General features: G+C 65.2%; 22 protein-coding genes. 13 read left to right on the top strand and 9 right to left on the bottom strand.

The features are described 5' to 3' along the window. Positions 1 to 97: 97 nt before the first annotated feature. Entirely contained in the window at positions 98 to 1,201 is a 1,104-nt protein-coding gene (gene leuB, locus FGU64_RS12695; RefSeq protein ID WP_139953580.1) for a 3-isopropylmalate dehydrogenase, read from the top strand. Between the two features lie 85 nt (positions 1,202 to 1,286). Here the strand turns inward: leuB and FGU64_RS12690 are convergent, their stop codons facing one another. Then, positions 1,287 to 1,841: an HXXEE domain-containing protein gene (locus FGU64_RS12690; RefSeq protein WP_348639769.1), complete on the bottom strand. Its 555-nt coding sequence runs from the start codon at positions 1,839 to 1,841 to the stop codon at positions 1,287 to 1,289. A gap of 122 nt (positions 1,842 to 1,963) precedes the next feature. Continuing rightward, a complete protein-coding gene (locus FGU64_RS12685; RefSeq protein ID WP_139953579.1) occupies positions 1,964 to 2,683 on the bottom strand; it encodes a DUF805 domain-containing protein in 720 nt (239 codons plus the stop codon). A gap of 157 nt (positions 2,684 to 2,840) precedes the next feature. On the opposite strand from FGU64_RS12685, the gene FGU64_RS23745 reads away from it, so the two are divergent. The 5 genes from FGU64_RS23745 to FGU64_RS12665 all read left to right on the top strand — a co-directional run bounded on the left by FGU64_RS23745 (position 2,841) and on the right by FGU64_RS12665 (position 7,004). Then, on the top strand, positions 2,841 to 2,966 hold the full coding sequence (locus FGU64_RS23745; RefSeq protein ID WP_281405247.1) for a hypothetical protein: 126 nt from the start codon (positions 2,841 to 2,843) through the stop codon (positions 2,964 to 2,966). Positions 2,967 to 3,077: 111 nt separating this feature from the next. Next, a complete protein-coding gene (locus FGU64_RS12680) occupies positions 3,078 to 4,112 on the top strand; it encodes an aspartate-semialdehyde dehydrogenase (protein WP_139953578.1) in 1,035 nt (344 codons plus the stop codon). Positions 4,113 to 4,222: 110 nt separating this feature from the next. Then, the gene (locus tag FGU64_RS12675) at positions 4,223 to 4,681 is read left to right on the top strand and encodes a GNAT family N-acetyltransferase (protein WP_139953577.1); all 459 of its coding nucleotides are present in this window, start codon (positions 4,223 to 4,225) and stop codon (positions 4,679 to 4,681) included. 205 nt (positions 4,682 to 4,886) lie between these two features. Next, positions 4,887 to 6,089, top strand: a complete 1,203-nt coding sequence (locus FGU64_RS12670; protein ID WP_139953576.1) for an aromatic ring-hydroxylating dioxygenase subunit alpha — start codon at positions 4,887 to 4,889, stop codon at positions 6,087 to 6,089. Positions 6,090 to 6,209: 120 nt separating this feature from the next. Next, positions 6,210 to 7,004, top strand: coding sequence for a GNAT family N-acetyltransferase (locus tag FGU64_RS12665; protein ID WP_139953575.1), 795 nt, complete (start codon positions 6,210 to 6,212; stop codon positions 7,002 to 7,004). Between the two features lie 10 nt (positions 7,005 to 7,014). On the opposite strand, the gene FGU64_RS12660 is transcribed toward FGU64_RS12665, so the two are convergent. Beyond that, positions 7,015 to 8,433, bottom strand: a complete 1,419-nt coding sequence (locus FGU64_RS12660; RefSeq protein ID WP_139953574.1) for an aminotransferase — start codon at positions 8,431 to 8,433, stop codon at positions 7,015 to 7,017. Between the two features lie 286 nt (positions 8,434 to 8,719). Here FGU64_RS12660 and FGU64_RS12655 point away from each other — a divergent pair, with 286 nt between their 5' ends. From FGU64_RS12655 to FGU64_RS12645, 3 genes are read left to right on the top strand one after another with little or no spacing between them, the layout of a single operon-like run. After that, complete coding sequence (locus FGU64_RS12655) at positions 8,720 to 9,637, top strand: ABC transporter permease (protein ID WP_139953573.1); 918 nt, start codon at positions 8,720 to 8,722, stop codon at positions 9,635 to 9,637. After that, the gene (locus tag FGU64_RS12650) at positions 9,634 to 10,458 is read left to right on the top strand and encodes an ABC transporter permease (protein ID WP_139953572.1); all 825 of its coding nucleotides are present in this window, start codon (positions 9,634 to 9,636) and stop codon (positions 10,456 to 10,458) included. Before FGU64_RS12655 ends, FGU64_RS12650 begins: the two co-directional genes overlap by 4 nt. A 34-nt stretch (positions 10,459 to 10,492) precedes the next feature. Next, on the top strand, positions 10,493 to 11,566 hold the full coding sequence (locus FGU64_RS12645; protein ID WP_139955375.1) for an ABC transporter ATP-binding protein: 1,074 nt from the start codon (positions 10,493 to 10,495) through the stop codon (positions 11,564 to 11,566). Here FGU64_RS12645 and FGU64_RS12640 read toward each other — a convergent pair. The 3 genes from FGU64_RS12640 to FGU64_RS12630 form a co-directional block, all read right to left on the bottom strand. Further along, complete coding sequence (locus FGU64_RS12640) at positions 11,530 to 12,855, bottom strand: flavin monoamine oxidase family protein (protein ID WP_139953571.1); 1,326 nt, start codon at positions 12,853 to 12,855, stop codon at positions 11,530 to 11,532. The genes FGU64_RS12645 and FGU64_RS12640 overlap by 37 nt on opposite strands. Then, the gene (locus FGU64_RS12635; RefSeq protein WP_139953570.1) at positions 12,852 to 13,928 is read right to left on the bottom strand and encodes an extracellular solute-binding protein; all 1,077 of its coding nucleotides are present in this window, start codon (positions 13,926 to 13,928) and stop codon (positions 12,852 to 12,854) included. Before FGU64_RS12635 ends, FGU64_RS12640 begins: the two co-directional genes overlap by 4 nt. Before the next feature lie 138 nt (positions 13,929 to 14,066). Beyond that, positions 14,067 to 14,783, bottom strand: coding sequence for a TetR/AcrR family transcriptional regulator (locus tag FGU64_RS12630; protein WP_246671110.1), 717 nt, complete (start codon positions 14,781 to 14,783; stop codon positions 14,067 to 14,069). 20 nt (positions 14,784 to 14,803) lie between these two features. Between FGU64_RS12630 and FGU64_RS12625 the strand changes: the two genes are divergently transcribed. Further along, a complete protein-coding gene (locus tag FGU64_RS12625) occupies positions 14,804 to 15,364 on the top strand; it encodes a hypothetical protein (protein WP_139953569.1) in 561 nt (186 codons plus the stop codon). A gap of 58 nt (positions 15,365 to 15,422) precedes the next feature. On the opposite strand, the gene FGU64_RS12620 is transcribed toward FGU64_RS12625, so the two are convergent. Genes FGU64_RS12620 through FGU64_RS12610 form a run of 3 tightly spaced genes read right to left on the bottom strand, consistent with a single transcriptional unit; the run spans position 15,423 to position 18,045 of the window. Then, on the bottom strand, positions 15,423 to 16,505 hold the full coding sequence (locus tag FGU64_RS12620) for an ABC transporter substrate-binding protein (RefSeq protein ID WP_139953568.1): 1,083 nt from the start codon (positions 16,503 to 16,505) through the stop codon (positions 15,423 to 15,425). A 49-nt stretch (positions 16,506 to 16,554) separates the two neighbouring features. Beyond that, complete coding sequence (gene betI / locus FGU64_RS12615; protein ID WP_139953567.1) at positions 16,555 to 17,250, bottom strand: transcriptional regulator BetI; 696 nt, start codon at positions 17,248 to 17,250, stop codon at positions 16,555 to 16,557. A gap of 6 nt (positions 17,251 to 17,256) precedes the next feature. Then, positions 17,257 to 18,045 (bottom strand): methyltransferase domain-containing protein, encoded by a 789-nt coding sequence (locus FGU64_RS12610; RefSeq protein WP_139953566.1) that lies wholly within the window; start codon positions 18,043 to 18,045, stop codon positions 17,257 to 17,259. 186 nt (positions 18,046 to 18,231) lie between these two features. Here FGU64_RS12610 and FGU64_RS12605 point away from each other — a divergent pair, with 186 nt between their 5' ends. From FGU64_RS12605 to FGU64_RS12595, 3 genes are read left to right on the top strand one after another with little or no spacing between them, the layout of a single operon-like run. Next, positions 18,232 to 19,851, top strand: a complete 1,620-nt coding sequence (locus tag FGU64_RS12605; RefSeq protein ID WP_139953565.1) for an NAD(P)/FAD-dependent oxidoreductase — start codon at positions 18,232 to 18,234, stop codon at positions 19,849 to 19,851. Then, positions 19,838 to 21,418, top strand: coding sequence for an NAD(P)/FAD-dependent oxidoreductase (locus FGU64_RS12600; RefSeq protein ID WP_139953564.1), 1,581 nt, complete (start codon positions 19,838 to 19,840; stop codon positions 21,416 to 21,418). Before FGU64_RS12605 ends, FGU64_RS12600 begins: the two co-directional genes overlap by 14 nt. Further along, positions 21,415 to 22,650: an aminomethyltransferase family protein gene (locus tag FGU64_RS12595; RefSeq protein WP_180375523.1), complete on the top strand. Its 1,236-nt coding sequence runs from the start codon at positions 21,415 to 21,417 to the stop codon at positions 22,648 to 22,650. Before FGU64_RS12600 ends, FGU64_RS12595 begins: the two co-directional genes overlap by 4 nt. Positions 22,651 to 22,652 lie beyond the last annotated feature (2 nt).

Raw genomic sequence — 22,652 nt, 5'->3', positions numbered from 1 at the left:
CGGGGCGTTTTGACTTTACGCATGGCTTGCGTCCTGACGTGGTGGCGTTTAGCTAGGCCGCGCTTGTGCAATTCCCGCTTGTTCCGGACGGTATCCCATGGCTTCCAAAACGCTCTTCCTCCTTCCTGGCGACGGCATCGGCCCCGAGGCGATGGCCGAGGTCAAGAAGCTGATCGCCGCCATGAACGAGAAACTGGGCTCCGGCTTCGTCACCGACGAGGGCCTGGTCGGCGGCTGCGCCTATGACGCCCATGGCGTGGCGATCTCCGACGCCGACATGGCAAAGGCGATGGCCGCGGACGCCGTGCTGTTCGGCGCCGTCGGCGGCCCGAAATGGGACCCGGTGCCCTACGAGGTGCGCCCCGAGGCCGGTCTCCTGCGCCTGCGCAAGGACCTCGAACTGTTCGCCAACCTGCGCCCTGCCATCTGCTATCCGGCGCTCGCCGCCTCCTCGTCGCTGAAGCAGGAAGTGGTCGAAGGGCTCGACATATTGATCGTGCGCGAACTCACCGGCGGCGTCTATTTCGGCGAGCCGAAGCAGATCATCGATCTCGGCAACGGCCAGAAGCGCGGCATCGACACGCAGGTCTACGACACGTTCGAGATCGAGCGCATTTCCGGCGTCGCCTTCGAGTTAGCGCGCACACGCAAGAACCACGTCACCTCGATGGAAAAGCGTAACGTCATGAAGTCGGGCGTCTTGTGGAACGAGGTGGTGACCGCGACGCACAAGGCGAAATATGCCGATGTCAAGCTCGACCACATGCTGGCCGACGCCGGCGGCATGCAGCTTGTGCGCTGGCCCAAGCAGTTCGACGTCATCGTCACCGACAACCTGTTCGGCGACATGCTGTCGGACGTTGCGGCGATGCTGACCGGCTCGCTCGGCATGCTGCCGTCGGCCTCGCTCGGCGCACCGGACGCGAAAACGGGCAAGCGCAAGGCGCTCTACGAGCCGGTGCATGGATCGGCACCCGACATTGCCGGCAAGGGCATCGCCAACCCGATCGCCATGATCGCGTCCTTCGCCATGTGCCTGCGCTATTCCTTCGGCATGGTGAAGGAGGCCGACGCTCTTGAGGCGGCGATTGCCGCGGTCCTCGACGACGGCCTGCGCACCAGGGACATCGCCTCGGCCGGGACGAAGGAAGTCGGCACCGCCGAGATGGGCGACGCCATCATCGCCAGGTTCTTCGCCTGAAAACCGGCCGAAGCCCCATTCGCATGTGGCTCGCCCGGGAGCAGCTTCCTGCTTTCGGGCGACGTCATCCGCAGCGGAGGCAGCGTCAGGCCGTGCCGCGCCTGATGCGCAGGAGAACATCGGCGACGATGAGGGCATGCAGCAGGAGCGCCAGACCCAGCGCTGCGCAGTGAAAGCCGGCCTCGACCGGACCGGTCGCCAGTATCGTTCCTATGCCGAGCGGCAGGAATATCAGCAGGGATGTCGCCAGTCCGGGATTGTAGCGGCGGAAGCGTATGGCGGCGGCAATGTGGGTGACGCCGTTCACGAGCATCGCATAGGGCGCCACCAGCCCATAGCCGGCACCCCACAGATAGGCAGCATAGAGCGCGGCCAGATTGAGGCCCCAGACGACGGGAATGTTGATGACAAGGACTGCCGCGACGCTGAGTGCATTGCGGTCGCCGAAGACGTGCCGATTGACGAAGGTGCGGAAGCGGTCCCCCGTATGCTCCTCGACCTGGTGGAGCATGTAGCCCGGACTGTGAAGGAAGATCAGCGCGAGCGGCAAGGCATAGGCCGCGTGAATAAGAGGCCATAGGGCCAGAAGCGCCGCCGCCATGAACCCGGCCGCCGCCACCCACCGGCTCGCAAGCCACATCCTCAGGTTCCCCATCGCCATCCGCCTCGATTGAAACAACGGTGCCGACAAGTCCGCACGGCGGCGATGTCGGCGTCCTCATGGCTCCCGGCGGCCGTCATGCTGCCCTGCTCCCCGGTCTGTCAGAGCCGGATGCCTTCCGGCACGGAACCCCATCTGTTGTCCTGTCTCTGGCTGGGAAGCAGCGTGAAGACGAAAACGATCAGCGCGCCGATATAGGGTACGAACACCAGCAGGTAGAACCAGCCCGACAGGCCCATGTCGTGGATGCGGCGCACCGTGATCGCCACTCCCGGCAGGAGGGTCGCGAGCACGAACAGGCCCAGGGCGGCCATAGTGAGCAGCGGTCCGTCGCTGCTGTCCAGATTGCCGGCCGCGCCGTCGACGATCAGGCCTATGAAACAGATCGCCAGTGCCGCGACGGTCCAGAACAGAAAATAGCCCCAATATTCCTTGCGGCGCGCGCGGCCGCGAAAGGTGGCGTAGTTTTCCGTCAGGCCGCGCCGGAAATAGGCCCACAGGCCGGTCGAGCGGGGCCGGCCGGCATCCGCGACGGCGAGCCGGCCGAGATGCGGCGGCGCCGTGGGCGCGGTGGCAGCCGGTTCCATCGGTGTCGGGCCCGGCTGCCACGGTGTTGCCGGGGCGTCGTCGGCCGCCGCAGCGCGGATCGTGAAAATGGCGCGCGCCTTGTCGCCGTTCGGCTGGAACTCGACGGTCGCGCCCTTTTCCATCGGCACTTGCCGGCGCAGGTCCTCGGCAACAAAGGTATAGCGGTTGCCGTCCGCGCCGTGGATGAAGCCGAAGCCCTGCGCCTCGTCGTAGTGGAGAACCTCACCGCGCATATCCGCCCCCGCCTCGAATGCCGCACGATGTGCAAAGATCGGCCGTCCTGCAAGAGCCAGCGGCGAAATGGCCTCATGCGGCGGGCGACCGCAGGTCAAGTCGATTGACTCCGTACGCAAAGCGCGTAAAAGCCACCGCCGAACAGGAACGTTCCCGATGCGCGGCATATTGATGGCGCTGTTTGCCCTCGATTTCCCCGGCCACCGTGTGGCCGGCGGCACCGTCGCGCGCCTGTCCTCGACCAAAACCACGGCCAAAAAAGCGACCGTCACCACGGTCTGATCTCCCTTGGCCAGCTCGCCCTCTCCCCGGGTCCGGCCCGAGGGAGGCGGGACCCGCACCGGCCGGCGGGTTCTCTCGAAGCAACCAAGCGGAGAGCGACAGGAGATTTCGATGGGTTTCAAGGTTGCGGTAGTCGGTGCCACGGGCAATGTGGGCCGCGAAATGCTCAATATTCTGGAAGAACGCGGCTTCCCCGCCGACGAGGTGGTGGCGCTCGCTTCGCGGCGCAGCCAGGGCACGGAAGTGTCCTATGGAGACCGCACGCTGAAGGTGAAGGCGCTCGACACCTACGACTTTTCCGATACCGACATTGCCGTGATGTCCGCCGGCGGCAACGTCTCCAAGGAATGGTCGCCGAAGATCGGCAGGCAGGGCTGCGTCGTCATCGATAATTCCTCGGCCTTCCGCTATGACCCGGACGTGCCGCTGATCGTGCCGGAAGTGAATCCGGACGCCATAACGGGCTTCTCGAAGAAGAACATCATCGCCAACCCGAACTGCTCGACCGCGCAGATGGTGGTGGCGCTGAAGCCGCTGCATGACGCGGCGACCATCAAGCGCATCGTCGTCTCCACCTACCAGTCGGTGTCCGGCGCCGGCAAGGAAGGCATGGACGAACTGTTCACGCAGACGCGTGCCGTCTTCGTCGCCGATCCGGTCGAGGCCAAGAAGTTCACCAAGCGCATCGCCTTCAACGTCATCCCGCATATCGACGTCTTCATGGACGACGGCTCCACCAAGGAAGAGTGGAAGATGGTGGCCGAGACGAAGAAGATGCTCGACCCGAAGATCAAGCTCACTGCCACCTGCGTGCGCGTGCCGGTGTTCATCGGCCATTCCGAGGCGGTCAACGTCGAGTTTGAAAAGCCGATCTCGGCCGACGAGGCGCGCGACATCCTGCGCGAGGCTCCTGGCTGCCTTGTCGTCGACAAGCGCGAGGACGGCGGCTATATCACGCCGATCGAGAGCGCCGGCGAAGATGCCACCTACATCTCCCGCATCCGCGAGGATTCGACGCTCGACAACGCGCTGAACCTGTGGATCGTCTCCGACAACTTGCGCAAGGGTGCTGCGCTCAATGTCCTCCAGATCGCCGAATTGCTGATTGCGCGCGGCCTGATCCAGCCGAAGAAGCAGGCGGCTTGATTTGTCCTCACGCTGTCGCCGCTTGCGGCTCGCTCCGGACGGGGTGAGCCACGAGGCGCGACGCGCGGTCGCGCTTGCGGCCTTTGGCCGTTCGCTCTTTCGCACTGCTGATGGCCCCTAGTTCGGTCGAAATTGTCGAACTGCGTCGGGCGACGATGTTCGACGCGCCGGCGATCGCGCGGGTGCTGCGGCTATCGCTGGAGTCACTCGTCTGGATGCCGAAGCTGCATACGCCGGACGAAGACCTCGCCTTCATCCGCGACACGGTGCTGCCGCGGCAGTCCGTCACGGTGGCCGAGGCCGGCGGCGACATCGTCGGCTTCGTCGCCGTGCATGAGGGATGGCTGAATCTGCTCTATCTCAGCCCCGAATGGACCGGGCGGGGTATCGGCGGCCGCCTGCTTGAAGCGGCGACGGCAGGCGCGGGCGAGACGAAACTTTATTGCTTCCAGGCCAATGCCGGCGCCCGCCGTTTCTATGAACGGCACGGCTTTCGCGCTTCGGCCTTCTCTGCCGGCTCAGCCAATGAAGAAGGCCTGCCGGACGTGCTCTACACCCGGCGCGGATAGGGCAGGGCGTGTCGGCCGGCACCGTGCTTCGATCTCCTGTGTAAGATGCGGAAACGGCGGGTTTTTCACTCGCGCGGGATCGATATTGCCAGATCGGTTTTGCGGTGCAGCACCGTCGATGTTTGACGGATTTGCCGCAAATAATTGCCTTTGAACGAAAAATATGCTTTTATTGAATGATCATTCAACAAATAAGAGCATGACGATGAACCCGCACCTGCGTGACGTGGCTGTTCCCAACGATTGGGATCGCGGTGGGTTGCCGGGCTGGAGTTACCATTCCAACGCGCTTCTCGACCTGGAGAAGGAGCACGTCTTCCGCAATCACTGGCAGATCGTCGGCCATATCAGCGACGTGCCGAACGCCGGCGACTATCTGACCATGGACGTGGTCGGCGAACGGGCACTTGTCGTGCGGGGCAAGGACGGCGTGGTGCGCGGCTTCCATAACCTTTGCCGTCATCGCGGCTCGCGCGTCGTGGCCGACGAGAAGGGTACCTGCAGGAACGCGCTTGTGTGCCCCTTCCATGGCTGGGTCTACAATCTCGACGGCACGCTGAGGGGGGCCGCCCGCCCGCGGTCCTTTCCCGACCTCGACAAGCAGGAATTCGGCCTCGTCCCGCTCGACCTCGAAATCTGGATGGGTTTCATTTTCATCCGCTTCCGCAATGGCGGGCCGCAGGCTTCGGTGGCGGAGCTTCTGAAGCCGATCGAGGCGGAGATTTCCCATTACCGCGTTGCCGACATGGTGCCGTCCTGGGGCATCTGGACGCAGAAGACGCCGGTCAACTGGAAGTCGGTGCGCGACGTCGACAACGAAGGCTACCACGTCGCCATGGCGCATCCGGCCTTGCAGGACCTCTATGGCACCACCTACTACGACGAGCCCTTCGTCAACGGCGTGTCGCGTTCCTTCGCTACCTACAATCCGCATGCCGGGCGGCGCTGGAGCGTCAGGCAATATGTGAAGATCGCGCCGCGGCCGCAGCGCCTGCCGGAGCGCCTGCGCGAGGCTTGGATCTATTACGGCATCTTCCCCAATGCGGTGATCGCGCTGACGCCCGAGACGGCGCAGTTCTACCAGGAATTCCCGCTGTCGACCGGTGAGACGCTGCTGCGCGGCGCCATCTACCGCTACCGCGACGAGATGCGCGAGCAGGCCGCCGCCCGCTATCTCGCCTACCGTATCGACCGGGACACCATGGCCGAGGACGTGCAGCTTTCGGTGTGGTCGAACGAATCTATGCTGTCGGAGGCCTTCGCCGGCTTCTTCCTCTCGGACCTGGAATACGGCGTGCGCACCCATCACGACCACCTGCGCCGGCAGTTGCCGGTGCTCAACCTTGCGGCGGCACCGGACGAGAAGGATATGGGAGCGCTCAACGAGGCGTTGGCGAGCCGGGGCTGAGTCGAGTTCAGGGAAGAATCCACGTCCGGTCCCATTTCTCGAGCAGCGCCGGTCGGTGCCCCGCTTGCCGGCAATACGACCGAGGAACATACTGACCGGCAGGCAAGCGGGGGCTTGGACATGGCCGGCTATTTCGGAACGCAGCGCCAACAGTTGCTCCAGGAGCGCACGCATACATTCAGGGATTGGATGGCGGAGACGCCCGGCATCTACAACGCCGGGCGTTTTATCGGCACGGACGATCCGGATAGGGCGGTATGGAGCGATCTCGAAACGATACTCGATCGCGACGGCATCCTGGGCCTGCGCATGGTGACGCGGGATCAGGCATCTCGCTTCTTTCCGGGATTGGAAGCCAGAGGCTACCGGATCGACACCTGGGACATTTTCACCGCAGCGGTCGCCGATATCGCCGACAGGGTGGCAAGCATCCTGTCCTCCAGCCTGCCCGCAGGCGTTCGCGCCTGCCCGCCACTATCCGAACCGGAAGGCGACGATACGCGCCGTCTGCAGCAATTCCTGGCCGACAACGGCATGGCGCCGTTTTCCGGCACGATGCTGGCCGGCACTCCTCCGGTCGCCAGGACGATCGCGCTGGAGAATGCCGATGGCGCCATCGTCGCCTGCGGGCATGCCTATTTTCCACACAACCGTCACAGCCGGTTCAGCCGCTACGCCTGGATCGGCCTGATCGCCGTGGCGGCATCTCAACGCGGCAGCGGGCTAGGCCGGCTTGTCAACGCCATGCTGCTCGATGCAGCCGCGCGAGAACTCGGCGCCGACCATGTCTATGAACTGGTCGGAGCCACGAATATCGCTTCCCGTCGGATGGTCGAAAGCTGCGGCCTGCGCATTGCGGGCGATCTCGTCTGCGGTGTCGCCACTCCGGCACAGGAAGACCGCTTCACGCGGTAGCTGCCGGCCGTCAGCCGTCCCACACGCCTTCTTTCCTGAGGTCGTCCATCGTCCGCGAGATGCCTTCGCGCAGGATCGCCACCATCGTGTCGATCTGCTCCCTCGTGATGATGAGCGGCGGGCTCATCACGCACATGTTGATGAGCGGGCGCACCAGCAGGCCGAGTTCGTGGCAGTGGCGGTCGATGCGCTTGCCCACCGCATTGTCGAGTTCGAGCGGGTTGTTGCTGTCGCGGTCGGCGACGCATTCGACGCAGGCCATCAGGCCCATGCCGCGCACCTCGCCGACCAGCGGCAGGCCCTCCAGCGTCTTCAGCCGGGCCTGGAAATAGGGCGCCACCTCGCGGGCATGGGCGAGAATCCCGTCTTCCAGCAAGTCGAGGTTCTTCAGGGCAACGGCGCAGCCGACCGGATGGCTTGTATAGGTCAGGCCGTGGGCGAACATGGCGTCGGGATGGTTGGACCGGCGCAGTTCCTCCAGCAGCCGGCCGGAGATGACGACGCCGCCGAGCGGGAAATAGCCGGAGGTGACGCCCTTGGCGAAAGTGATCATGTCCGGGTCCAGCCCAAAGACTTCGCCCGAGGCGAAGACATGGCCCAGCCGGCCGAAGGCGGTGACCACCTCGTCGGAAATGTAGAGGATGTCGTTGGCGCGGCAGATCTCGCGGATGCGTTTCAGGTAACCGTCCGGCGGCACGATGACGCCGCCGGAGGCCTGGATCGGCTCGCCGACGAAGGCGCCGATGCGCTCGGCGCCGATCTCCTCCACCGTCTGGCGGAATTCCTCGACGAGGAAATCGGCGAAGGTTTCGCGACTGATTCCCGTGGGTCGCCGGAACGGGTTGGGAGCGGTCAGCTTGACCACGAGGCCGTCGGCGCCGTCCATCCAGTCGCGGTCGCGCGGGCGCCCGTTGAGCGAGGCCGACAGGTAGGTCGAGCCGTGATAGGCGCCGCCGCGCGACAGGATCAGTTTTTTCTCCCGCCGGCCGCGCACGTTGTTGGTGAACTGCATGAAGCGTAGCGCGGTCTCCACGGCGGAAGAACCGCCGGTGGTATAGAAGACGTGGGAAAGGTCGCCCGGCGCGTGGTCGGCGATACGCCGCGCCAGCTCCGCCGAGGGCGCGTTCATCGTGTACCACGGCGTGTTGTAGGAGAGCTGCATCGCCTGCTCGTACATCACCCGCGCCAGTTCCTCGCGGCGGTGGCCGACATTGATGCACCACATGCCCGCCGGCCCGTCGATGAGGCGCTTGCCGTCGCCGTCGGTGATGTGGATGCCGTCGCCTTCACCGATCAGCGCGCGCGCCTCCGCCCCAGCCGATCCGGCGACCGGCCAGGGCTGGATGAGGTGGCGCGTTGCGAGGTCGACCGCATCGTCGCCGTGGCGGCCGAAATCACCTGCCGGTTTCGTGTCGCGCAATGCCGCCATCTTCGCCTCCTGCAACGACCGAATCCGCCGCTTCACCGGAACGCCATACCGCTCGGAAGCGGTGCGTTCTTCCCTTCATTTTGAATGGTCGTTCAATCAATATCGCAGAAATACCGCTTGATTTCAATCTGCGGATGCGTTCATGATGAAACAAAGCCGGTCCGCCTGGACGCTAGCCCGGAAGCTGGACGCCGCGGGTGAATGGGGAACAGACCGGCGGCAAACGGGATGGCAGCGTGGCGGGACGATCCAGGCCAGCGACCGGAATGCGATCCGAGGCCAGGCCATGACGGCGGCGGCGGAAGGATCGGCCCCGCTTGCCGCATCGCGGCCTGGGAGAAAGCCCCTTCTGCAGTCGGAATCGGCACAGGGCCTTGCCCTGATAACCCCCACCTTCCTTTACGCGCTGGTGCTCCTGGTCCTGCCGATCCTGGTGGTGATCGCGCACTCCTTCTGGACGCAGCACTATCTCACCATCGACCGCACTTTCACGCTGGAGAACTACCGCATCGCGCTGACCGAGCCGATCTACCGCGATCTTCTGTGGCGCTCGCTGTATATTTCGCTTGTCACCAGCGTCGCCACCGTGGTGCTGGCCTATCCGATCGCCTACTACATTTCCTTCCACGGCGGGCATCGCAAGGGCCTGTGGCTGTTCCTCATCACCATCCCGTTCTGGACCAGCTATCTGCTGCGGGTGATGTCGTGGAAGGTGATCCTCGGCTACAACGGCGTGCTCAATTCCGGCCTGATGGGGCTGGGCATCATCGACAAGCCGATCACCGCGCTCCTCTACAATTCCAACGCCGTCATCATCACGCTGGTGCATGCCTGGGCAGCCTTCGCCATCTTGCCGATCTTCGTGTCGCTGGAAAAGGTCGACCGCACGCTGATCGAGGCGGCCAAGGATCTCGGCGACGGGCCGCTGCGCTCCTTCCTCAGGGTCACCCTGCCGCTGTCGGCGCCCGGCGTCATCTCGGCTCTGCTGATCGTCATGATCCCGACCGTCGGCGACTACGTCACGCCGAAGCTGGTGGGCGGCAAGGACGGCGTCATGATCGCCAACGCCATCCAGGCACAGTTCGGCAAGGCGTCGAACTGGCCGCTGGGCGCAGCACTTTCGGTCACCACGATGATCGTGGTGACGGCGATGGCCGGGGCGGCGGTGCTCATCATCCGCCGCGCGGCGAGGCTGGCGCGATGAACGGGCTGAAGCATCTCGTCCCGGGCGGCTGGCTCTCCGTCTACGCGGTGCTCTACGTCGCCTTCCTCTACGTGCCGGTGCTGTTCCTGCCGGTCTTTTCGGTCAACACGGCGGCGACGCCGAAGTTCCCGCTCTCCGGCTTCACCTGGAAATGGTACGAGGGCCTGCCGCATACGCCGGAACTGCTCAACGCCGCCTGGAACAGCCTGATCGTCGGCCTGTTGGCTTCGGTGCTCTCCACCGTCTTCGGTATTCTCGCGGCGCGCGCCATCACCCGCTACCGCTTTCCCGGCCGGCGCCCCATCAACGGGCTGATCATGGCGCCGCTGGTGCTGCCGGAAATCATCGTCGCCATCTCCATGCTTTTGGTCATCCTGCAGCTCGGCCTGTCGCTGTCGCTGTTCACCGTCGTGCTCGGCCATGTGCTGGTCTGCATCCCCTATTCGATGACGGTGCTGACCTCGGGCTTCGAGGGCTTCGACCGTTCGCTCGAGGAGGCTTCGGCCGATCTCGGCGAAAGTGCCTTCGGCACGTTCCGGCGCGTGACGCTGCCGATGGTGACGCCGACGATCATCTCCAGCCTGCTGGTCTCCTTCACCATCTCGCTGGACGAGTTCATCATCGCCTTCTTCCTGACCGGCACGGAGGCGACGCTGCCGATCTACATCTGGGGCCAGCTGCGCTTCGCCGCCAAGCTGCCGGGCGTGCTGGCGCTCGGCACGCTGCTGCTCGTCGCGTCCTTCGTGCTGCTGTCCATCGCCGAGGTGCTGCGCCGCCGTGCGGCACGGCGCACCCAATCCGAGGGAGGGCTCTATGCCTGAACAGAACGGGCGGTCGATGGGCGAGATCAGGCCGATGATCGAGATCAGGAACGTCACGCGCAGCTACGGCGCCTTCAAGGCGCTGGACGAGGCGAACCTTTCCATCAACGAGGGCGAGTTCTTCTCGCTGCTCGGCCCGTCCGGCTGCGGCAAGACCACGCTGCTTCGCATGATCGCCGGTTTCGACAATCCGACGACCGGCTCCATAGCCGTCGACGGCCAGCCGATGGCCGGCATCCCGGCCAACCGGCGACCGACCAACATGGTGTTCCAGTCCTACGCCATTTTTCCGCACCTCAATGTCGAGCAGAACGTCGGCTATGGGCTGAAGCGGCTGAAGCTGGAGGCAGGCGAAGAAAGGCGCCGCGTCGAGGAGGCGCTGGCCCAGGTGTCGCTGACGGGTCTCGGCAAGCGCGGCGCCACGGAACTTTCCGGCGGCCAGCGCCAGCGTGTCGCGCTCGCCCGCGCGCTGGTGATGCGGCCCAAGGTGCTGCTGCTCGACGAGCCGCTGTCGGCGCTGGACAAGAAGCTGCGCGAGCAGATGCAGGTGGAACTGCGCCGCCTGCAACAGGCGGTCGGGATCACCTTCGTGCTGGTCACCCACGACCAGTACGAGGCGCTCGCCATGTCCGACCGCATCGCCGTGATGTTCGGCGGCCGCATCGCGCAGGTCGCCTCGCCGAAGGAAATCTACCAGCGGCCGGTGAACCGCCAGGTCGCCGACTTCCTCGGCGGCATGAATTTCGTCAGGGGCGAGATCGTCGAGGAGAACGGCGCCTCGCTCACACTCGACACGCTGGGATTCGGCCGCGTCAGCACCGAGAAGCCGACCGCTTTCGTGCGCAACGGCGGCGCCGCGACGCTCGGCATCCGGCCGGAACGGCTGCGCGTATTGTGGGATAACGAGACATCCCGGTTCCAGGTGACCGGCACGGTGGTGGAGCGCCATTACTTCGGCGAGATCACCCATCTCGTGGTCGAGATACCGGGGCTGGAAAAGCCGCTGTCGGTGACCGAGACGAACGACTTCGGGGCCGACGACATTCCGGTCGGCTCGGCCGTACGGCTGGCCTACGATCCCGAGGCGCTGGTGGCGATGGCGGATTGAAGGGTCGCGACGACCTTCTTTGCTCCTTCCCGCCCCGCCACGATGGCGCCTTCGATATAGCCCGGAAAGGACGGCGACAGTTCCGAGGCGGCGAAGAACAGCGGCGGCGCACCCGCGCGCAGCACCTCTTCGGCGTCGGTGGCGCCCATGTCGACGACGATATCCGAATAGGCGCCGCCGCTCCAGCGATCGTTCGTCCAGTCGCGCAGCATGACGTCGAGCGGTTCGCCCGCCTCCGGCCCGATCGCGGCGACGAGCCAGGCGATCGTCTTTTCCTTCACGCCGGCCTCGCCGAGTGCTCGTGTTTCCTGCGCGAGCGGTCCGCCGATGAAGAAGCCGAGCGTCGGATGCGCCTCATCCGGGCTGACGTCGAAGGCGAAGAGGCCGGCCGGGTCGCGCCACATGACGACTCCGGAAAGGTTGCGCTCGCGCCAGAAGGCATGGGGATAGCGCAGGAACAGTTTTATCACCGCGCCGCTGCGCCACGCGCCGAGCGCGCCGGCAAGGCCGGTTGGCAGCACGGGCGCGTAATCGAGCTTTGCCGCCGTCGCCGGTGGCAGGCAGATCAGCACGGCGCGGGCATCAATCGCGAGAGGCCTGTCCCCAACGCCCGCCATCGTTACCTGTACGCCCGCCGTCCCATGCCGGATGCCGGTAACTTCGGTATCGAGCCGGATACGATCACCAAGCTCCCGCGCCATCGCCTTGGCCAGAGAATGCGTGTTGCCGGCGATGAAATACTGCAATTCCGACGCTTCGTTGGTGACACGCCGGTCGTTGGACACAAGATACCAGGCCGGCAGATCCTCCAGCGCCAGGCACCAGAGGCCTTCGATCATCGAGCGGAAGCCGTCCCTGGCATCGTCATCGTCGGGCTGGCGTGCCAGCCAGTCGGCCACGGTCAGGCCGGCGAGCGACGGATCGTCCGGCGAAAAGCCGTTCAGCCGGTCGCGGATCGCCATCGCGCCAGCATAGGAGCGCTCGATCTCGGCGACCGACAGCGGCGGCTGGCGGACGGGCGCGCCGTCGAACCGCGTCTCGACCAGTTGCCTGCCATAGGTCCTTGCCAGCGCCAGGAATTCCGGCATGTCGTCGCACAGGAACTGGCCGCCGGTGTCGACCCGCTCGCCCTGTCCGTTCAGCCGCGATTCGACGCGGCCGCCGACATGGTCCTGCGCCTCGATCACGACGAAATCGACGCCCGCGTGCTTCAGCGCGTGCGCCGCGGACAGGCCCGCGAAGCCGGCACCGACGATGACGACGCCGGTCTTGTGCCGCGCGCCGCTCAATAGCCCGCCTTGATCTTCTCGAATTCCTCGACCATGCGCTGTTTCAGCTCCGGCGGCACCGGCTGCTGGAACAGCGTCTTGTCGAGGAACCTGTCGAGATTGTCGAAGCCGCGCTCGGAAAGCAGCGTGTGGTCCGTCGCGGCCATGCCGGCGGCGTTGCCGTGGCCGTAGCCGAACGTCGTGACCATATAGCCGGAAACCTCCGGGGCGTTGACGGCCGAAAGAAAATCGTAGGCCTGGTCGGGATGCGGCGCGTCCTTCAAGAGTACGTAGCCGCAGACCCAGGTCGAGAGACCCTCGTCGGTGTCGCGGTTCATGGCGATCGGCACGCCCTGGCCCTTCAGCGTCACGAACGTCTCGTTCCAACCCCAGACGAGGTCGACCTCGCCGCTCGACACAGCCTGGTTCAGATCGGTGTCGTCGGTCCAGTAGAAGCGGACGTTCTTGTGCACCTGGCGCAGGAAATCGGAGGCCTGCCTGAACTGGTCGTCGGTCATCTTCGTCCAGTCCTTCAGCCCGATGACGAGGCTAGCCAGCGCATAGGCGTCGTCGACGTTGTCGCCGATGGTGACGCGGCCCTCGAACTTGGGGTCGGCGAAGATCTTCAGCGACTTCGCCTCGTCGACCGTGACGTGGTCGGTGCGGTAGAGCAGTGAGGTGTTGCCCCAGTCGAACGGCATGAACCAGGCCTTGCCGTCGGCGGTGGTGGCGAGGTCCTTCATCTTCATGATGTCGGGGTTGAGGTCGTTCCAGCCAGCGATCCTCGACGTGTCCAGCGGTTGAATGATGCCGGCGTCGCGCCACTTCACCACGCTCTGCGAACAGGGATGGCCGATATCGGCCTTGAAGCCGGCGCGCACCTTCTCGAAGGCCTCGTCCTCGTCGCCGAAGAAGGAGAAGCTCGGCTCGCCGCCGTATTTGGCGGTGTAGGCAGGATGCAGCAGCGGGTCCTCATAGCCGGACCAGTCGAGCACGATCAGGTCCTTCGGATCGGCCGCAACGGCGAGCGCGGCGCTGATGGCGGGGATGGCGCAAGCGGCTGCGAAGGCAAGGCGACGAAGCAGGCAATTCATTGGCTACCCCCAAGCGCCGAATGGCTCGAGCGGACGTTATGAGAATTCCATGGAATTGGCGAGAGGGTGGAAATTCCAATGGCGTCCGATTCGAAACTTCGCCCTGCGGCCTTTGTGGCGTTTCCCGCGAGGCTGTTTTCATCCGGCTGACTCTCCGGCCGGGTGCAGACGCAGGAAGGCAGATGCGGCGTCGCGGGCGCGCTCACCGACCTCTTCGGACGTCGGCGTCTCGACGAGACGAAGCAGCAAATTCATCATCAGTTCTCCCCACAGCAGCACCAGGAATTGCCTCGCCAGCTCGGCGGGAAGCCCTTGCAGAAGTCCATGCGCCTGTGCCTTCGCCAGCATCGCCGCCAGCTCGTCGCGCGCCGCTGCCCGGCCTATCGAGTCCAGCGCCTGCGCGATCTCGGGCGCCCGTTCGGCCTCGGCGATCGCCAGCCGGAAGACGCCGACGACGACCGGGTCGGTGACCTCGCGCAGCAGCAGCTCCCCGAAGGCCGCCAGCGCGTCGGCAAGACTTTCGCGGTCGCGTGGTTCGGGCGTGTCCGCCGCAGAACGCATGCGACCAGCGCGCTCGGCAATGCAGGCGACCAGCATGTCGTGCTTGTTGCCGACCAGGGCGTAGAGCTCGCGCTTGGAGACTTTCGCGCGGGTGGCGATTTCCAGCATGCTGGTCTGCGCATAGCCCTGCGCGCTGAAGGCCGCAAACGCGGCGTCCAGGATGCGTGCCCGGGCGGGGGATGCCTGCGAGCCTGTCGACAATGATGAACCTTCGGATGCGGCTGTCATCGCTTGTTCCTTGACATTGGTACCAATCGGTACCAAGCTTAATACACCATCAATTCCGATCGGCATAGCTCCGACAGGAGGTACGCATGTCTCCCTCGACCATCTTTTCGATACAGCTCGTCCTCGGCTACGTGCCGTGGCTTCTTTTCCTCGGTGCCTATGGCTGGCCCCGGCTGAAGACGATGGACGCCGTCCAGGCGCAGCGCGTCATCGCCACCTTGCACAGCTTCCGCTTTTTCGGGCTCGCCTTCATCCTTCCGGGGGTCGTCGGTCCCGATCTGCCGGCCGGTTTCGCGCCGTCCGCCGCCTACGGCGATTTCGCAACCGGCGTGCTGGCCATGCTGGCGCTGGCAACCGTCCGCATTCGTCCGCTGTTCTGGCTGTTCGTCGTTGCCTTCAACGGCGTCGGAACGGCCGATCTCCTCATCAACTACTATCACGGCGCCCGGTTCGGGCTTCCCGAACAGGCGGGAGAGCTGGCGGCGACCTACTGGATCCCCATCCTCTACGTGCCCGCGCTGATGATCACGCATGTCGTGGCGTTTTATCTGCTGGTGCGTCGTCAGGCCGGGACGTCGCAAACCCTTGCCGAAAGCGCGGCTTCCCTTGCGTTTCCCCCCGCGTCCACCCGCCTTCCGGGCAGGTAGCAGGCGAGCCGGAATCCCGCCCGGTTGCGGCTGCGGCAACCGGGTGGGAGCTCGGGACTCAGTACCCCGCCTTGATCTTCTCGAACTCGGCGATCATCTTCAGCTTCAGGTCGGCCGGCACCGGCGACTGGAACAGCGTCTTGTCGACGAATTTCTGCACGTCGTCATAGCCCTTCTCCTTCAGCACCGCCTGGTCGACGCCGGCCATGCCCTTGGTATTGGCCTGGCCGTAGCCCCAGTCGCCGACCAGCACTTTGGCGACTTCCGGATCGTTGACGGCGTTGAGGTAGTCGTAGGCCTTGTCGATGTTGCCGGGCGCGTCCTTGAACAGCACGTAGCCGCAGACCCAGGTCGACATGCCTTCGTCGGTATCCTTCTTCGCCTTGATCGGCGCGCCGTTGGCGACCGACTGGACGGTGGCGTCGTTCCAGGCCCAGGCAAGATCGATCTCGCCGCCCGACAGCGCCTGCACGATGTCCGTCGTGTCGGTCCAGTAGAGGCGGACGTTCTTGTGCACCTGGCGCAGGAAGTCGGAGGCTTGGCTGAACTGGTCGTCGGTCATCTGCGTCCAGTCCTTCAGCCCGATGGCGAGGCTGGCCAATGCATAGGCGTCGTCGACGTTATCGCCAATCGAGACGCGATCCTTGAACTTGGGATCGGCGAAGGCTTTCAACGACTGCACGTCCTTTTCGTCGATCTTGTCGGAATTGTAGGTGAGCTGGGTATCGCCCCAGTCCCACGGCATGAACCACGCCTTGCCGCTGTCGTCGGTGGCGAGGTTCTTCATCGCCATGATGCCGGGGTTGAGGTCGTTCCAGCCGGTGATCTTCGAAGTGTCGAGCGGTTGCAGCAGGCCTGCCTCGCGCCACTTCACCACGCTCTGCGAACAGGGATGGCCGAGATCGGCCTTGAAGCCGGAGCGCATCTTCTCGAACGCCTCGTCCTCGTCGCCGAAGAAGGCGAAGGTGGGCGAATCTCCGTTCTTCTCGACATATTTCGGATGGAAGCTCGGGTCCTCGTAGCCGGCCCAATCGAAGATGGTGAGGCCCTGGTCCTCTGCCACGGCAAGCGCCGCCGCCGAAGCCGCAAGCGTGCCGGCCAGCGCCAGCGTCAAGGTGAGCCGCCGGGTCAATGTCTTCATCGTTTCTCCTCCCTTTTTCCCTTTGTGGTTTTCCCCTGTCGGACCTCGCTTACGTCGCCTGCCGCGCGTAGTGGCGGGGAAAGGCCAAAGCGAGGAATTCGTTGGCGGCCTGCAAGGCGCTTTCGCGCGTCACGTCCTCCGTACCCATCATCAGCCTGAGCCACAGGCCCTCTAGCATCGCCGAAAGCGCCAGTGCCGTCCCCTGCGGCTCGAAGGCATAGCCGCCGTCTTCCTTCAGCGTGCGGCAAAGATCGACGATGACGCTCTGGTAGGCGGCGTCGCGCGCGCCGCACAGCGCCTGATAGGTCGGCCGCGACTTCGCTTCGCCCCAGAAGGCGCACCAGGCGGCGAGCTTGCGCTTGTTGCAGATCGAGCGCTCGAAATCCGCGGCCACCACGGCGGCGAGTTGGCGGGCGGGATCGTCGCCGGCCTTGTGCAGCGCGGCCCGCCAATGCGCGGCGTATTCGTCGGCCATGAACTGCAACGTGGCGACGAGCAGCTTTTCCTTGCTTTCGAAGTGGAAGTTGACGATGCCGCGCGACAGGCCGGCGCCGTCGGCGACATCGGCCATGGTCGTCTCGGAATAGCCGCGTTTGGCCAGCGAATCGATGGTCGCTTCGATCAGCTGCAGGCGGCGGACTTCCTTGGATTGCTTGCGGCCGCGCTTTTCCGGCTCGCCCTTGCGCGCGGCAGGCTGCGGCTCTTCGGGCTCAGGTGTCTTCATGGGCGGGCTGGTCTCCAACATCGCCGGCTATCCGATCGGCTCCGGCTTCCATCCGCGCAGATGAGTGGGGCGGTGCTCGCCCGAGTCAAGCACCGTCTGCATTGCTTCCCAGGTGCGGATGTTTTTCTCCACATAGGCGGCGCCGACGGTGTCGCGAAGCGGCCCTTTCAGCCGCGCCAGTTCGCCGCGCGCGACCTCCCGGTACCAGGGATTGCGGTCGCGCGTCTCGACATCGGCGAAGCCCGCCTGACGCATCGCCGCGGCGTAGCGCGCCGGCGAGGCCATGGCGAAGGACAGGCCTTCCGCCGCGACATAGGCCTTCATCTCCCGCGACGGCTCGCCGTCATGCGCGATCATCCAGTTCGACGCGGCAAAAACGCCGCCCGGCTTCAGGACGCGGAAGATTTCGGCGAACAGCGCGTCCTTGTCGGGCACATGCAATAAGGCATCCTTCGAGAACACCACGTCGAACGAAGCGTCCGCAAAGGGCAGGTGGCCGGGCGGCGCCTGCACGAAGACGACGCGGCGGGCGAGCCCCCGCGCCTCCGCCCGCCGCCGCGCCGCTTCCACCACCGGCCCTTCCACATCGAAGCCGGTGGCGTGGGCCAGTCCATGTTTCCGAGCCAAATGCAGGGTGACGCCACCGGTGCCGCAGCCGATGTCGAGCAAGGTTCGGCCGGCGAGATCGAGCCCTTCGACGATACGGTCCACTTCTTCCGATCCGCCGGGCGACAGGTACCCTTCGCCCCACAGCGCCTCGAGGAAGCGGATGGTGGTGTCGTCGTATTCGGGCTCGGCTTCTGCCGTCTCGACCATCGATCCTGTCCCGATGCGCTGCCTTGGCGCAGAAGGCAATGTCGGATGCGAAGCGTATCGCACGCATCGCAAAACGCAACTCATTTGTTGAACATTCATTCAAAATCTCTGGACATGGCAGGCGTCCTCATGGCAGGCTTGGGATCAAGCGGAACCGGATTGCGCTGGCATGAAAACGGTACGTGCATGAAGACCTGGGACGCGATCGTCATCGGCGGCGGCCATAACGGACTGGTCAACGCCTGCTACCTGCAGCGCGCAGGGCTCGACGTGCTGATGGTGGAGAAGAACGGCTGGGTTGGGGGCGCCGCCACCAGCCGGGAACTGACGCCCGGCTTTCTTTACTCCAACTGCTCCTACGTCTGCTCGCTGTTCCGGCCCGAGATCATGCGCGATCTGGAGCTGCCGCGCTTCGGCCTGCAGGTGATCGCCTACGAGGGCGGCGCTGTTCTGACGCAGGACGGCGACTATCTCGGCAACTACCGCGACCACGACGCGCACCGGCGCGAATTCGCCCGCTTCTCCAAGCGCGACGCCGAAGCGTACGACCGTTACGCCCGCGACGTAACGCGGCAATGCCGCTTCATCCAGCCGCTTCTGATGCGCACGGCGCCCGACCCGACGAGCTGGAAGCCGCGCGACCTCGGCGAACTTCTCTACCTCGGCAAGAAATTTGCCGGGCTGACGCCCGAGGAAATGGCGCTGACGCTGCGCTTCTGGACCATGTCGATCTCCGATTTCCTCGACGAATATTTCGAGACGGACGTCATCAAAGCGAACTTCTCCATCTCCGGCATCATCGGCACCGCGCTCGGGCCGATGTCGCCGGGCACGGCCTATGTGCTGCTGCACCACTATATGGGCGAGGTCGACGGCTCGGTCGGCGCCTGGGGCTATGCGCGCGGCGGCATGGGCGCGGTGACGAAGGCGCTCGCGGCCTCGTTCCAGGCGTCCGGCGGCACGATCCGCACCGGCGCCGAGGTGGAAAAGGTGCTGGTCAAGCGCGGCAAGGCCAAAGGCGTCGTGCTCGCTGGCGGCGACGAGATTTTCGGCAAGCTGGTCGTATCCAATGCCGACGTGAAACGCACTTTCCTGAAGCTGGTGGAAGAGAAGGACCTGCCGGACACCTTCCTGCGCCGGGTGAAGAACTTCAAGATCAGGGGCTCGTCCGGCAAGGTCAACATCGGGCTGGATTCGATGCCGGAATTCCCGGCGCTGCCGAAGGATTCGCCGTGCCTGCGCGGCGACCTGCATTTTACCGATTCGGTCGAGCGCATGGAGCGCGCCTATGACGACTGGAAGGCCGGCCGCTGGTCCGCCGATCCCTTCCTCGACATGATGATCCCGACCACGCTCGACCCGACGATGGCCGCACCCGGCAAGCATTTCATGAGCTGCTTCGTGCAGTATGCGCCGCCGAAGGTGGAGGGACGCGACTGGACCGACGCCGACCGCGACGCCTTCGCCGAGACGGTGGTGTCGCAGATCGCCGACTATTCGCCTGGCTTTCGCGACCGCATCGTCCATATGGAGGTGCGCACGCCGCGCGAGATCGAGGCCGAGGTCGGCCTCACCGAAGGCAATATCTTCCAGGGCGAACTGACCTTCGACCAGCTTCTGTTCAACCGCCCGGTGCCGGGCTACGCGCAATACCGCTCGCCGGTGGGCGGCCTCTATATGTGCGGCTCCTCCACCCATCCCGGCGGCGGCGTCATGGGCGCCCCTGGCCGCAACGCGGCCAGGGAAATCCTGCGCGACCTGGCAAAGCTGGACCATCACATGAGCGCGGCCCATGACGTCATTTGATGCAATCGTCATCGGCGGCGGGCACAACGGCCTCGTCTGTGCGGCTCTGCTGGCCAAGGGTGGCCGCAATGTGCTGGTGCTGGAGGCGGAAGCCGAGGTGGGCGGCGCGGCGCGGACGGAAGAATTCCTCCCCGGTTTTCGTGTCTCGACGGCGCATGTGCTGAACCGTCTGCATCCGGAAGTGGTGCGTGCGCTGGATTTGGAAGACCTCGGGCTGACCGTTTCGTGGAGCGCCTTTGCCCCGACGGTCACCCTGTCGCGCGACGGCAATCCCCTCACCCTGTACGGTGCCTATGGCGAGACGCTCACCGGTGCGTCCGCCGCCGAACAATCCGCCTGGAAGGACCTGCGCGCGCAGCTTTTCCGTCATGCCGCTATCCTGAAACCGTTCCTGTCGCGACGGCCGCCGCAGCTTGGCGGTGGGTCGTTCGGCGATATCGCCGCGCTCGGACAGGCCGCGCTGGCGGTGAAGAGGCTCGGTAAGGAAGATATGCGCGATTTCCTGCGCGTGCTTTTGATGAGCGTCTACGACCTGCTCGACGAGCAACTGACCGACGACCGGCTGAAGGGCCTGCTCGCCTTCGACGCGGTGCTGGGATCGCATCTCGGCCCGCGCTCGCCGACCTCGTTGCTTGGCCTCTATTATCGCCTGACTGGCGAGAGCGGCGGCGCGCCGGGCGCGCAGATCGTGCCGAAGGGCGGCATGGGCGCCGTCGTTGCCGCTATGCGCGCCGCAGCCGAGCATGTTGGCGTGGCGATCCGCACCGGCGCCCCAGTCGCGAAGATCGTCGTGGAGAAAGGCTGTGCCACCGGCGTCGTGCTGGCGAACGGCGAAGAGATTCGTGCCGGCACGGTCGTCTCGGCCATCAACCCGGCGACCACCTTCCTTGCCCTGGTCGGCGCGCCGCTGCTCGACACGGGCTTTGTGCGCAAGGTGAAGAACATCCGCATGAAGGGCGATGTCGCCAAGCTCAATCTGGCGCTCGACGGCGTGCCGGGTTTCGCCGGCGTGGAAGAGGCGGATTTGCGCGGGCGGCTGGTCATCGCGCCGTCGGCCGACCATGTCGAACGCGCCTTCAATCCGGCGAAGTACGGCGAATTCTCGCCGGAGCCGGTGATGGAGATCGTGCTGCCGTCGCTCACCGATCCGGCACTGGCGCCGGCCGGCAGCTGCGTTCTTTCGGCCAACGTGCAGTACGCGCCTTATGCGCTGAAAGAAGGTTGGGATGCGGGCAAGCCGAAATTCCTTGCCGCCGTCATGGCGCAACTGGAAGCCCATGCGCCGGGCATCGGGAAACTCGTGCGCCATGCGGAGCTTCTGACGCCGGCCGACATCGAGGCGCGCTATCGGATGCCCGGCGGCCATTGGTACCACGGCGAGTTGCAGGCCGACCAGATGCTGTTTTCACGCCCCGTCTCCGGCTGGTCGGGTTACGACACGCCGATCGAAAGCCTGTTCCTCGCCGGCGCCGGCTCGCATCCGGGTGGCGGCATTTCCGGCGCGCCGGGCCTGAACGCGGCGCGGCGTATCCTGGCGGAACGTGCGGAATGGAGGAAGGCGTCATGACCGTCGCCACCGCGATGACCGCCGGAAACGCCCCCCTCGATGCGCCGTCGCATTTCCGCACTTTGCGGCTCGGCACGCCGTTCCAGCCGCGTCTCGACGCGCTGGCGAAGACCAGCGACTGGTACAACTGGGCCGGCTACCGCGCGCCGCATTCGCTGTGGGACGAGGAACTGGAGTATTTCGCCATCCGTAGCCAGTGCGCCCTTTTCGACATCTCGCCGATGACGAAATATCGCATCGAGGGGTCGGACGCGGAGGCCTTCTGCAACAAGGTGACGCTGCGCGACGTGACGAAGCTGAAGCCCGGCCGCGTCCACTATACCGCCTGGTGCGACGACGAGGGTTTTGTGCTGGACGACGGCACCTTGTTTCGCCTGTCCGCCACGCGCTTCCGGCTTTGCTCTCAGGAACGGCATCTGCCCTGGCTGCTGGATTCCGCCATCGGCTTCGATGTTGTGGTGGAGGAGGAAACGGAAGCGGTCGCAGGGCTGTCACTGCAAGGGCCGACGGCCTTCGCCTGCCTGCGCGCGGCCGGCTTCGCCGGGGTAGAAAAACTGAAAGTGTTCGATCTCGCCGAATTTCCGCATGATAACGGAGCTGTGACAATCTCGCGCACCGGCTTCACCGGCGACCTCGGCTACGAACTCTTTATCGGGCGCGATCTGGCGCTTTCGCTGTGGGACCGGTTGATGGAGGCGGGAGAACTGCACGGCATCCGCGCCATCGGCTACACCGCGCTCAACCGGGCGCGATTGGAGGCGGGGTTGATCGTCGCCAATGCCGATTTCGTCACCGCCGAACACGCCATCCGCTCGAACCGCACCCGCATGCCGGACGAGATCGGCCTTGGCTTCATGATCGATCCGGCCAAGGGCCATTTCAACGGTCGCCGCGCCATTCTCGAAGCGCGGGCGAGGAAGAAATTCCGGCATGTGCTGGTCGGGCTGGAGATCGACGGCAACGTGCCGGCCGAGCATGCCATCGTCTACCACCGCAAGAACCGCGAGGTCGGACTGGTGAGCGCGGCCATGTGGTCGCCGATGGCCAAGCGCAACATCGCCATCGCCTCGCTCGACCTGCCCTATGGCGATACGGTGACCGACGACCTGTGGGTCGAGATCTATGCCATGCGCGAACTGAAATACGAGCGGCTGATGAAGAGGGCGAAGGTGGTGCCGCGCCCCTTCATCAAGCTCGACCGCCGCACCGCCAATCCGCCGGCGGATTTCTGATC

The organism is Mesorhizobium sp. 8, from assembly GCF_006351905.1.
Taxonomy (GTDB): domain Bacteria; phylum Pseudomonadota; class Alphaproteobacteria; order Rhizobiales; family Rhizobiaceae; genus Mesorhizobium; species Mesorhizobium composti.
This window is presented reverse-complemented; position numbering and strand designations above follow the sequence as displayed.